The sequence below is a fragment of the Bacillus sp. mrc49 genome (genome assembly GCF_002803435.1).
This window is the reverse complement of the sequence record NZ_PHNG01000798.1, coordinates 1-12,770: the sequence shown is the minus strand read 5'-3', so window position 1 is coordinate 12,770 and position 12,770 is coordinate 1. Positions and strand designations below refer to the sequence as shown.

Here is a 12,770-nt window from a genome sequence, read left to right as displayed (position 1 = left end):
AAAGCCTCGCGACAATGCTTGAACTATCCGAACCGCTTTTACGCATATTGAGCGTGCTTGCCGTCACGTATTTCGTCGTCGTTTTTTGGGTGGTTACTGCGGATCCAGCCGCTGGCTTCGTTGCCGACAAATACTTGGTGCTGACATACCCGTCTTTTCCATTGGCCTTGACCTTGGCCCAACCATTCGATTCCGAATAAACCGTCACCTGCGTCCCTTTTGAAAGCCTCGTGACGATGCTGGAGCTTACGTTACCGCCTTTTCGCATATTGAGCGTGCTTGCCGTCACGTATTTCGTCGTCGTTTTTTGGGTGGTTACTGCGGATCCAGCCGCTGGCTTCGTTGCCGACAAATACTTGGTGCTGACATACCCGTCTTTTCCATTGGCCTTGACCTTGGCCCAACCATTCGATTCCGAATAAACCGTCACCTGCGTCCCTTTTGAAAGCCTCGTGACGATGCTGGAGCTTACGTTACCGCCTTTTCGCATATTGAGCGTGCTTGCCGTCACATATTTCGTCGCCGTTTTTCCAGTTACGGCGGCTTTGGTTACCTGATCAGGCTTCGTTGCCGATAGATACTTGGTGTTGACATACCCGTCTTTTCCATTGGCCTTGACCTTGGCCCAACCATTCGATTCCGAATAAACCGTCACCTGCGTCCCTTTTGAAAGCCTCGTGACGATGCTGGAGCTTACGTTACCGCCTTTTCGCATATTGAGCGTGCTTGCCGTCACATATTTCGTCGCCGTTTTTCCAGTTACGGCGGCTTTGGTTACCTGATCAGGCTTCGTTGCCGAAAGATACTTGGCATTGACATAACCATCTTTTCCATTGGCTTTGATCTTTGCCCAACCCTTGGATTCCGAATAGACCGTTACCTGGGTGCCCCTCGTCAGCTTCGCTACTACGGCTGCACTTTCGGTCCCGCTTTTCCGCATATGGAGGGAACCCGTGCTGACATTCACATATTTTGTTGCCGTCTTACTTGTTACGGAAGATTTGGCTGCCTGGTCCGGTTTCGTTGCCGATAGATACTTGGCATTGACGTAACCCTCTTTACCATTGGCTTTTACTTTCGCCCAACCCTTGGATTCCGAATAAACCGTCACCTGTGTGCCACGCGTCAGCTTCGTTACTATGGCTGCGCTTTCGGTCCCACTTTTCCGCATATGGAGGGAACCCGTGCTGACATTCACATATTTCGTCACCGTCTTTACCGTTACGGCGGCCCTAGTTAAAGCCCCTGGCTTCGTTGCCGATAAATACTTAGTACTGACATACCCCTCCTTACCATTGGCTTTGACCTTCGTCCAACCCTTGGATTCCGAATAAATCGTTACCGGCGTGCCTTTTGAAAGCTTGGCAACTATACTCGCACTTTCCGCTCCCGTTTTCCTCATATTGAGTGAACCGGAATTTACATTTACATACATGACGCCTGTATCAACATTGGTCTGTTCTGCATGTAGTGGAGCTGCAGATATTTTTTCTTCGAATGCAACTGTCGACAATACTGCAAAACAGAAAGTTGGTATAATTAATTTCTTCATATCATTCTCCCTACTAAAGCATTATATTTTTAACATTTATTTAAATATCGGTTAATACGAGTATAATAATATAGGTATATGTACTTATTCATTAAAAATATAACACATTTCTTTGGAACCACCGGGTGATTGCTTAGGTTTTAACATATTAGTAAACTAAAAGACATTTAAGTAACTTTATAGTAATATTTGAAATATATTGATATTATAAAAGGCAACCAGTGGCTGAATGCCGCAAATAATGATATACTAGAATAATTAATTACGTGATATACCATATGCATTGAATAAAATTGCGAGGTCACCCCATCAATCCTCATATTTGACGGGGGAAGCCCATAAACTATATAATTACTATATATAAATTTATAAGAATCCTTCTGTTAAGGGGAGTAGCTATACAATAAAGTCGTCAATACAGGATTTTATCCTCGGCTTTATTGGCAACTGATTCCAGTTGTTTGCAAGACCTTGCCGATTATTTGGTGAGGTCTTTTGGTTTTTAAAAGACGGTATGACCAATAATCGGTCATACCGTCTTTTTTGATTCTAAATTTGCACATTAGAGGTGAATAGTATGCAGAACTATAATGATTTAGCAGCAAGCGTCAAGATTTCCGATGATAAGAAGTATTCATTGCTTGATGCCGACCCATCCCTAACTCTTATCGGCAAGGGCCGCAGTGCTTATGTATTCCGGATACATTCCACCAATAAAGCGCTAAAGGTGTTTTTCCCGGACCAAATCCAAACAGCTAAAGTGGAAGCCGAAATATACAGAACCGTTCAATCCATTGATTATTATCCAACTCTATATGCTGCCGGTTTGAATTATCTGGTCATCGATCATATCGAAGGCAACACCCTTTTTGAATGTTTGACGTTAGGGATCCCGATAACGGAAGAAAACATCGAGGAAATTGACCATGCTTTGCAATTAGCAAGAAAAGAAGGGTTGAACCCTTCGGATATCCATTTAAGGAACATTTTCATCACTTCCGAAAAAAAGGTGAAGATCATCGACGTAGCAAGGTTCAAGCAGGTTAAATCCTGCAATCAGTGGCATGATTTGAAAAGCGCCTTTCACCTTTTCTATTCAAAGTCATTCTTCCCGAAAAGAATTCCCGGATTCATATTGAATTCGATTGCAGCGATTTATAAAAAAAGATTTTTACCCATTTAATCAATCCGAATAAAATCACATAGGAGGCACATATGAAAAAAATAATCGCGATCGCTTTTGTTTCCATCCTTGCCTTAAGCGGGTGCTCGCTTTTGGGGGAAGTCCATTCATCCTTGGAATATGCAGATAATGCGACGGAGTATGTGAATACCGTTAAGGGATTTGCCAATGAGGTACCTGCATTGGCCCAAGATGCCGTCACGAATACCGAAGCAAGGCAAAGCCTTGAAAAAGAGCTGCAGCAGATGAAAACGGAGATTGAAGAATTCAATGCAACCGAGCCACCTCAAATCGCCGAAACCATCCATGAAAAAATCGTTGCTTCAAATCAGCAGCTGTCAGATGGCATTGAATTATACCTGAATAATATTGAAAAAGGCCAAATCGATCCTAAAGCATTGGAAGAATCAGAAATCATGCAAACCATCGATCAAATAACGAGCTTATCGGAACAAATTGAAAAAATAGGGAATGAATAAAACCAGGAAGATCGCTCCAGTGAAAACCGTTGACATGAAACCAAATGGTTTTATATAATCGTTAAAGCGAAACCAAATGGTTTTACATTACATTTAAAAGGGAGAGTCACTATGGAAAAGCAGCATACTTTAGAGGATGTCAAGAAGACCGTCATTATTGAAGCGCCGATCCAAAAGGTTTGGGATACAGTATCGACTGCCGAGGGGATCGCTTCATGGTTCATGCCGAATGATTTTCAGCCGAAAGTGGGACATGAGTTCCATGTACAATCACCGTTTGGCCCCTCTCCATGTAAAGTATTGGAGATGGATGCGCCTCATCGGCTCTCTTTCTCGTGGGATACTGACGGTTGGATCGTTTCATTCCATTTAAAAGAGCAGGATGGCAAAACTGAATTCACCCTGATCCATGGCGGGTGGAAGCAGCCTGGATCGATTCTTCCGAAAGCGAATGAAAAAAGCTCGGTTATCCGCGATAGAATGGCGCATGGGTGGGATCAGATCGTTAATGAACGACTTAAAAAGGCTGTTGAGGGCTAAGTGACTTCTTCCGCAGAAAAATATGATGTATTCCAAGCTGTGGCCGACCCCACCCGCAGAAAAGTCCTGCAATTGCTTACTGAAGGGGAATTACCCATTTCGGCCATCACCTCTCATTTTCCGATGAGCCGTACGGCGATTGCCAAACATCTTCATATTCTTTCCGAAGCTGAATTGGTTAGCGGACGGAAGGTAGGAAGAGAGAAACGCTTTCGGCTTCAGCCCGAGCCCTTAAACGAATTGAAGGAATGGCTTTCATTTTATGACCGATTCTGGGATAACAAACTCTCCATCCTTAAGCATGTGGTTGAAAATCCGGAAGAAACGAAGGATTAAGATAAAAAGAAGAAAACCCCCGGCACAATGGCTCCGGGGGCTTTCTCATTTATTATTATGCTTCACCTTCGATCGTTTGTTCTTTGCGCTTGCGAATAACCAATGTGAGCAACAAGAGCAGGTTAAATACAATGATGCACCCAGCAAGGAAAAGATAACTGGAGGTCAATGCATCCGATCCAAGGCTCGCGCTCATCGATTGACGGAAGCCCATGACGGAATACGTCATCGGAATGAACGGATGAACCGCACTGTAGAAGTTATTCATTAGCTCGACTGGGAACATTCCCCCGCTTGCACCTATTTGTAATACAAGGAAAATCATCGCTAGTAAGCGGCCAGGATTTCCAAAGGCTACGGTCAGGAAGGTTACAAGGAACATGTAGGTCAGGGAGGTCAAGATTGAAACGATGATGAATTGCCCCAAGCTCTCGACCTGTAAATCCATTCCCCAGATCATGATTGCATCAAGCACCAATGCCGAAATCGTTGCTTGAATGAATAGCACGGTGAATTTACTGAACCACCATGCCACCCCTGATGTAGGCCGTGTGGAGGGCATGCCTGTCGGGAAGCCCATGTTGAAGGCAATTGCACCTACGAATAATCCTAAAGACAATACATAAGGAGCCAGGGCATGGCCATAATTCGGTACCTTGCTGATTTTTTGTTCTTTAACCTTTGTTGGTTCAGCAATCATGCTGTAATTAGCTTCTGATGTTTCATTACTGTTTATTTCTTCAGCGCCATCGCTTAATTTTTGCGAAAGCTCTTTCGTTCCATCTTTCAGTGAGGAGATGCCATCTCCCAGTTTATTTGACCCTTTTGCTAGTTTCGATGAACCTTCATTGATCTTACCTGCACCATCAGCAAGCTGGATGACGCCATTGCTTAATGTCGGCAGATTGCTTGCCAATTGTTCCGTACCTTCAACAAGTGCAGATGAACCATTGTTCAAGGCGGCTGAGTTCTCATTCAGTTCGTTGGCGCCATCGGCCAGTTTGCTCGCCCCTTCGCCTACCTTTTTAACGCCGAACGTATACTTTTCTAAACCACTTCCAAAGGCTGCTGAGCCTGTTTGGAGCTGGGAAACCCCATTTACCAATTGACCAGAACCCTCAGTTAGTTTTGAAAGGCCATTATTCAACGACGAACCGCCTTGTGCCAGCTGATTGATGCCATTCACCAGTTCCGGTGTTCGTTCATTTAGGCTATCGGTTGCCTCCGTTAATTGATTGCTGCCATTAACCGCTTCCGACAGACCTGTATTTAATTGCGATGCACCCGGAATGAACTGATTTTCCAGTGAATCCTTTATGGCCGTGTATCCATTCAACGCTGAAACCGCGTTCGGATTGACTTTATTCACAGCACTATTCAAGGCTGCCACTTGTTCCGGCAGCTGACCTAAACCATTCAATACTGGCATCACATGGTTCGTTAATTGTGCAGATAAATCGGATATGCTCCCTGCAAGCGCCGATGCAATTTCCTTTTGGGAACCTGCTTGGATTTGCGCTTCGTTTTGAATCGCCCCGAGTAATTCGGATTGCTGTTCACTTGTCATGCCTTTGTAAGCTTCAGTTCCTTTGACGGCATCGATTGTGCTTTGTCCGTTGCTCGCAATGGATGATTGAAGCTGCGTTAAAGCTGCTTGGCTGTTCTCAAGATCCTTCTTGATGCTGGATACCGTGCCGGACGTGCTGCTTCCTGCCGGGATCGCTTCTTGCAATTTATTGACGCCGTTTTGGATGCTTGCCAGTCCTTGTGTAAGCTGACTTAGCTGTTCACCAGCAGGCAATTGGCCATCCAGTTTTTTCAAACCATCATTCAACGCCTGACTTCCCTCCGACAGCTTGGTGATTCCATCATTCAAGCTCCTTTGGCCTTCCGCCAGCTTTGGAATGCCTGTCGAGTGATCCGTCAGTTGACTTGCATTTTCCGATAATAGATTCAAGCCATCATTCAGACTGGCACTGCCGGTTTGTGCTTCCGCTAAGCCATTATTCAAACTTTGGGCTCCCGGGACCACTTTGGCCAATCCATTCGAAAGCTGGGAAGAGCCTTGCATCAACGCCTCACTGTTGTTCGTTAACTCTCCTGTACCCGATGCTAGTTCATTAACACCCGTTTGGAGCTGCCCGACTCCATTCGTATATTGGGCTATCCCCTTGTTTAATTCCGTTGCGCCGCCTTCTAGTTTATGAACACCGTCCAAAAACTTGCCAACGCCAATTTGAAGCTTATTCGCCCCGTCCTTGAAAGTTAATGTACTGGACGCTAATTTATTCAGATTGTCTGTCACTGCTTTGTTTCCATCATGAAGCTTATCGGCGCCGTCATCCAATTTCGATGCCCCATCCGCTGCTTCACTGAAACCATCCCCGATTTCTCCGAGCTGCGAGAAAATCGCTTCCGCATATTCTTTTGTGACACTTTCAGCAATCTCCGTTTTCAAATTATTCGTTGCCTTGGTCCCGACCGTTTCAGAAACGAAACTGCGTCCAGGATTCGCATCATATGTTAAATTCATTTTCTTAGGCTTCTTATCCATAACGGTTGACGCATTTTTCGAAAAATCACGCGGAATCGTCACGACCATATAATACGTGCCATCTTTGAATCCTTTTTTCGCCTTTTCTTCCGAAACGAAATGCCATTCCAGATCGTCGTTGTCCTTTAACCGATCGACAAGCTCATCGCCGACCGTCAAGGTCTTCCCTTCATATTCTGCCTTCACATCATTATTCACGACGGCTACAGGCAAATTACCTGTTTTGCCGTACGGGTTCCAAGCGGAACTAAGAAATAATCCTCCATAAATAATCGGAACGAACAGTAAAACAATGGCGACACCCACCAGTTTTTTATTCGTTAGGAAAAGCTTCCATTCTTGTTTTAGCATATTCAATTTTTTTCACCTGTCTCTTCACACTTTAATTCATTCAATGACACCGAGTTCCAATTCAGGGTCGGAAGTTCTTTTGTACCAAAGCTTTCTCTTAACAGATCTGCCACCGTTTGACTAGAAAAGAACTCCATCAGAAGTTCATCCGCCTGAGTAAACATCCGGCGAAGAACATCCACTCCCTTTTCCGCATACTCGCCGTCTTTAAACGCTTTTTCAATAAGTCCTGTATCCGGAAACATCGCTATCGGGCCTTCCATCGCTTCAATTATTTCGATGTTTTTTATCTCATCTACACTTTTGGCAAGAGAGAGACCGCCATTATTTCCTGGTACTGAAGTGATGATTTGCTTCACGACCAATTTCCGGATGATCTTTTTCAAATACGAAGGAGAAACTTCTAACCTTCTGCTGATCTCATTAGATGAAAGTGGCACCCTTTTATCCTGAGTCGAGAGTATGACAATGATGCATATCGCTTGCTCCACCCCTTTTGTTAATTGCAATTCCTTTCACCTCTTTATACATAAGTGGACATCCAATATCCATAATGGATATTTCGTATCTATAATTAAACCGCGTTTCATCTTAAAAATCAAGATATTTTATAGAAAAATTTACAAGTCTTTTCTTTTTGGACAGTAATGAGGAAATACAGAAAGGCAAGGAAACCCCGCATGACGATATCACGCGGGGTTTCCTTTGTCAGAGACACTTACAGTTCTTTTAAAAATTCGTTGACCGCCTCTGGAGTTTTTGCATTTGCACTGTGCAGATGTGCAACCTTCTCACCATTTTTAAACACCAATAGCGATGGAATTCCCATCACCGTTTGCTCCTCGGAAATCTCGGGGAACTCGTCACGGTCGATCGTGAACCACTGTTTGTCTTGATGTTCTTGTGTGATTTCATCGATGAACATATCCAAGCGTTTACAATCTGGACACCACGTAGTCGTAAAAATTCCGACCGTCAGTCCCTCTTGTTTGATTTGTTCACGGTATTCTTGTTCTGTGCCAATAGTTTTCATGATTTCTCCTCCGCACCTTTTCTTATCACCGTATAATACTCCAAGATGAATGTACTCAACGATTACTATATAATTAATTCCTCAAGAGCACAAACAGTTTCACCTGAACCACCAATTAAATGCTCCCACCTGTGTCATGGCACCGATAATCCGGCCGATACGCCCATTAATTCGTCCTACACTACATATAATTCGGCCCACACGCCCATTAATTCGGCCCACACCCTATTATTTCGGCCTACACGCTATTATTTCGGCCTGCACTACATGTAATTCGGCCCACACCCATTAATTCGGCCTGCACTACATATAATTCGGCCCACACTCAATTATTTCGGCCTACACACCCATTAATTCGTCCTACACTACATATAATTCGGACCACACCCTATTATTTCGGCCTTCATCTCATATAATTCGGCCTACACCCGATTATTTCGTCCTACACTACATATAATTCGGCTCACACGCTATTATTTCGGCCGATACGCCCATTAATTCGTCCTACACTACATATAATTCGGACCACACGCCCATTAATTCGGCCTACACGCTATTATTTCGACCTACACTACATATAATTCGGCCCACACGCCCAATAATTCGTCCTACACCCTATTATTTCGGCCTACACTACATATAATTCGGCCCACACCCTATTATTTCGGCCTTCATCTCATATAATTCGGCCTACACCCTATTATTTCGGCCTGCACTACCTATAATTTGGCCTACACTCGGAAAATTTCTACACGCTGCCGTTAATGGTGTTTTCCTGTTCATTCCAAAGGGAGGGTCAGCTGCCAGGAGACACCAAATTTATCGGATATCCATCCGAACTTCTTGCTAAAGGAATAATCACCCAATGGCATCAGCACTTGTCCGCCTTCAGATAAATCCGAATAAAGCCTGTCTATTTCTTCTTCCCCATCACATGTAAGGAAGATAGAAAACGAAGGTGTAAACGTAAATTGATGCTCAATGTTACTATCGATGCACATGAACTCCTGACCCTTTAAGGTGAAGGTGGCTTGCGTGACGCTTCCCTCTGCACCTGGCTCATTGGCTCCATACCGCGTCATGCTTGTTATTTCGGACTCTTCGATCAAAGCGGTGTAATAATTCATGGCTTCTTCCGCATTTCCCTGGAACATCAAGAATGGGGTCACTTTTTTCATTGGTCATCCAACTCCCTTTTCATCAATTGCCCGATTATGGTGCCCACCAGTTCCCTGACACCACAATCATTGACTGTAATTTTATCGTATTGGCAAAATAGTCATCGTCTTCTTTTGACTGTATTGTCCGATCCCACAAATCGTTGATCCATTGCTGGTTGGACGAATCGATCATGGCACTCACCATGAGTGGGGCAACGAAGCTTGTACTATTGCCTTCCTCCACTGTTTTTCCGCTTAGCGTGTAACCGGATTGAATATTGTTAGGGTCTCCATCCGTTTCCGCTCTGATCCATTCATTCATCTTCTTTAATTGCGGCAGCGACCTATCATCACCGGTCAACAAATAATCAACCGTATAGCGCCATGGGGTCCTGCTGCTATTCCAGCTGTAATCGCCATCATTCTCCCCTTCTAAAAAGTCCGCTTGTGCAGGCTGATATCCATCCCTGGATAGGACAATGAAATCCGGCATCAGACCTGTATCGCGACTTTGTTCTTCATAAATCGTATGCATGATCTCATGCGCCTTATTCGTTACAGCCGCCCAGTCATGATTCCCTGTTTCCGCCTCGAATACCTTCAAGTGATTGAGAAGAAAATCGGAAGAACGTGTGGCTTTTCCGTATACCTCATCATCATCCCCGGCCCAGTCGCCCAATTTGATCAGCGACTTCGACCGGTTGATTTCATGCGCCATGATCGCCTCCATGATGTCTTTTGCCCGGGCAAGATAGTCGATGTTCCCATCGCTTCCCCACTGACGATCAGCCAACAGCAGCGAATAAGCGATATCCATATCGCCATCGGTTGCCGAGTCGGCATCTCCTGGCGTATTGATGATTTTCCCGGTTTTATCCTTCACTTGCTGCCACGCCATCAACGAAGGGTCATTATCACTTTTATGCGCTTTATAAAATCGGTAAAGTCCATCGAAATACCGCTTATCCTCGCTGCCTGCCATGATGGCCGTCAACATCATTCCATAGCCATGGGCCTCCGAAACGGTCACGGCGTTTTTGGGTTCTGCATATCCTTTATCGTTGTAGTAGATATAATATTCATCTTGTTTATCGGCTGGCTGTTTGAGATAGTGATTTTTCCAAGTTTCATAAAAATCCGCGACCGCATCGTCCAGCTCCTCTTGTGATATATGGTCAGGTTTTATCGTTCCTGATTGATAAATTGCATGCTGCGGAAATGCCCTTTTAGCGGCCATCTCTTCCTTTGGCGTCTGAGTGGTTTGAGAAACCCCCGCTGCCAAGAAGATGATCCCGATGATGATCACTCCGATTCCGATCATTATGCTTACTCGTTTTTTCATGGCCGTCTCCCTGAATTATGATGTACGTTTCACTCATGTGATTTCCTTTTCCCATTTCCCCTGTGCATGCATTTCACTCTTTTACAACCCCGATCACAAACCCATCATACCCCTTCATTCCGACCGTTTGCATGACCGTGGAATCAATTCTTGGTTCTTGTGATAGCTTATCTATGAATGTACGGATTCCCCTCACATTCGGGTCATCGCTATCTGGGTCGAGCACTTTTCCATCACGGATGACATTATCGGTGATGATCACGGTCCCCGGCCGGGAAAGTTCCAGCGCCCATTTAAGATACTCGGGATTATTGGACTTATCGGCATCGATAAAAATGAGGTCAAAGCTGGATAATCCCTTTTCTTTAAGCTTTGGCAAGGTATCCAGCGCCGCCCCCACGATAATCTTGATTTTATCGGCCAATCCTGCATGCTTGATATTCGCTTCAGCCACTTTTGCGTGCCTCGCCTCATATTCCAGCGTTATCAACCGGCCATTTTCCGGCAAAGCACGAGCGAGCCACACACTGCTATAGCCGCCAAGGGTCCCGATTTCCAAGATGCTTTTCGCTCCAGTGAGTCTCGCTAACAGATGAAGGAATTTCCCTTGGTTTGGAGATACATCAATCGCTGGCAGCCCCGCTTCAGCATTCGCTTTCAATATCGAATCCATGATCTGATCCGTCGTATGAAGCTTAGTACTAAAATATAAATCTACCTCATTCCAAATCTTTTCTGACATATAACGATCGCCCTCCTTGGCCGGTTACACCTGATTCAGCCTTCATCTTTCCTTCATCATCCAATGAAATGGTCAGCTGGTCATCAATGACCACCGAAAGCGGAAAGGATTCCGACACCCTATCCGAAAAAAACCAGCGCCTATTCCTGGGACCCAACAGTAAAAACGAACCTTCCTCATGCTGCCCTATAAAATTCAATCGGCCTTCATTTATCGATTCATCCTTCCTTACCGGCAGCCCTAAGCCCATCAACGTATTCCCGATATCCCCCACTTCATCTGTCGTAAGGTTTATTTCGCTTATGCACAACGATTCTCGTGCGCAGAAAGTCTTTGACTGGGATTCAGGTGATACGGCATACCTGGATATGAACTCGACAATGTTGCCTGATGGGTCCAAAAAATAAAAGGCATGGGCATCTGAAAGGCTAAAATGAACTTCGTCCACACCATCTTCCTTCATTAACTCTACCTTGGACTTTGCCCATTTTTTTGCCGAGGTAAATAAATTCGTCGGAATGTTTATGGCAAAATGATAAAAGGGCTTATCTTGGAGATGATAGCTTTTCATCTCCAGCACACTCTCCCCCACCTTAATGGCAAAACCATCATCGGTTAGTGAGTGTAACTCGAACCCTAACTCACCTACATAAAAATCCCGCATTTCATCCAAGACATGACTGTATAAAGTGACCTTATTGATAATCATCGTTGACCCCCTTCAACCTACCTAACAAATATTGTAAAGCAAACCTTAATTTGTGGAAACATTCTGCATGATTTATTTACATAAACAATATATTCATGGCCGCACCCCGCAAAAAAAAAGGACCACCAAATTGGCGATCCACTGAGTTCATATAAATGACCCATTATAGGTCACTCTTTGATTTTCAGTCCGAGCATGGAAGCAAAGCCTATCGCTTGATCCGGGGAAACCTCGCAGCCGTTTAGATCCTCCAAGGATACGGTCAGCCTTTGGAAGGTGGAACTGCTAAGGTCGATTCCTTTAAGTGGCGTCCGGGAAAAATTCACTTCATTCAATCTGCAGGCATCGAACATCACTTTCTTGAACGTACACTCATAAAAATCTGCGCTTTCCAATGAGCAATGAGCGAATTTCACTTGTTTTAATGATGCATAACCGAAGGCACTTAAATTCAAGTTGCAGCTATCGAATTGGACATTTCCTAAACTGGCATCGGACAGGTTTATTCCCAGTAATTTCGAATCCTTGAATTCGACACGATGAATCGAACCAGCCATGAAATCGGCATTGGTCAAGTCACAATGGTCAAAAATCACATCCGTCAGCTCAATATTCCTGAACGATACATCGCTGAATGTCACATTTTTAAAAATCACCTGTGATAATACGATTTTGTCGATTTTTTCGCGATCAATCGTACAATTGGTGATGATACAGGCATCAAGATATGGCTCATCTTTATAATAAATTTCCTGAAAGTTTCCTTGGGGTAACTCTTTTTCGATCTTG

The 12,770-nt window shown here is 44.4% G+C and carries 13 protein-coding genes; 4 read left to right on the top strand and 9 right to left on the bottom strand.

The features are described 5' to 3' along the window. On the bottom strand, window positions 1-1,552 hold a 1,552-nt coding region (locus tag CVN76_RS26245; protein WP_157805808.1), incomplete at its 3' end, for an SH3 domain-containing protein. A 577-nt stretch (window positions 1,553-2,129) separates the two neighbouring features. On the opposite strand from CVN76_RS26245, the gene CVN76_RS26240 reads away from it, so the two are divergent. From CVN76_RS26240 to CVN76_RS26225, 4 genes are all read left to right on the top strand, one after another. Then, on the top strand, window positions 2,130-2,735 hold the full coding sequence (locus CVN76_RS26240) for a protein kinase family protein (RefSeq protein ID WP_100533654.1): 606 nt from the start codon (window positions 2,130-2,132) through the stop codon (window positions 2,733-2,735). A 32-nt stretch (window positions 2,736-2,767) separates the two neighbouring features. After that, window positions 2,768-3,214 (top strand): DUF6376 family protein, encoded by a 447-nt coding sequence (locus CVN76_RS26235; RefSeq protein WP_100533653.1) that lies wholly within the window; start codon window positions 2,768-2,770, stop codon window positions 3,212-3,214. A gap of 111 nt (window positions 3,215-3,325) precedes the next feature. Then, window positions 3,326-3,754 (top strand): SRPBCC family protein, encoded by a 429-nt coding sequence (locus CVN76_RS26230; protein ID WP_100533652.1) that lies wholly within the window; start codon window positions 3,326-3,328, stop codon window positions 3,752-3,754. Continuing rightward, on the top strand, window positions 3,755-4,090 hold the full coding sequence (locus tag CVN76_RS26225; protein ID WP_100533651.1) for an ArsR/SmtB family transcription factor: 336 nt from the start codon (window positions 3,755-3,757) through the stop codon (window positions 4,088-4,090). Between the two features lie 55 nt (window positions 4,091-4,145). On the opposite strand, the gene CVN76_RS26220 is transcribed toward CVN76_RS26225, so the two are convergent. The 8 genes from CVN76_RS26220 to CVN76_RS26185 all read right to left on the bottom strand — a co-directional run. Next, window positions 4,146-6,995 (bottom strand): YhgE/Pip domain-containing protein, encoded by a 2,850-nt coding sequence (locus CVN76_RS26220; RefSeq protein WP_232732481.1) that lies wholly within the window; start codon window positions 6,993-6,995, stop codon window positions 4,146-4,148. A gap of 2 nt (window positions 6,996-6,997) precedes the next feature. Continuing rightward, window positions 6,998-7,504: an RrF2 family transcriptional regulator gene (locus CVN76_RS26215; RefSeq protein WP_100533649.1), complete on the bottom strand. Its 507-nt coding sequence runs from the start codon at window positions 7,502-7,504 to the stop codon at window positions 6,998-7,000. Between the two features lie 209 nt (window positions 7,505-7,713). Next, window positions 7,714-8,028 carry a thioredoxin family protein gene (locus CVN76_RS26210; protein WP_100533648.1) on the bottom strand — a complete coding sequence of 105 codons (315 nt, stop codon included), beginning with the start codon at window positions 8,026-8,028 and terminating at the stop codon, window positions 7,714-7,716. Window positions 8,029-8,807: 779 nt separating this feature from the next. Beyond that, window positions 8,808-9,206: a VOC family protein gene (locus CVN76_RS26205; protein ID WP_100533647.1), complete on the bottom strand. Its 399-nt coding sequence runs from the start codon at window positions 9,204-9,206 to the stop codon at window positions 8,808-8,810. 34 nt (window positions 9,207-9,240) lie between these two features. After that, window positions 9,241-10,530 carry a glycosyl hydrolase family 8 gene (locus CVN76_RS26200; RefSeq protein WP_100533646.1) on the bottom strand — a complete coding sequence of 430 codons (1,290 nt, stop codon included), beginning with the start codon at window positions 10,528-10,530 and terminating at the stop codon, window positions 9,241-9,243. A gap of 73 nt (window positions 10,531-10,603) precedes the next feature. Beyond that, on the bottom strand, window positions 10,604-11,272 hold the full coding sequence (locus tag CVN76_RS26195) for an O-methyltransferase (RefSeq protein ID WP_100533645.1): 669 nt from the start codon (window positions 11,270-11,272) through the stop codon (window positions 10,604-10,606). Continuing rightward, a complete protein-coding gene (locus CVN76_RS26190; protein ID WP_198512490.1) occupies window positions 11,250-11,981 on the bottom strand; it encodes a glyoxalase in 732 nt (243 codons plus the stop codon). Before CVN76_RS26190 ends, CVN76_RS26195 begins: the two co-directional genes overlap by 23 nt. A gap of 170 nt (window positions 11,982-12,151) precedes the next feature. Then, the coding region (locus tag CVN76_RS26185) for a pentapeptide repeat-containing protein (RefSeq protein ID WP_332850687.1) at window positions 12,152-12,770 on the bottom strand (619 nt) is incomplete at its 5' end.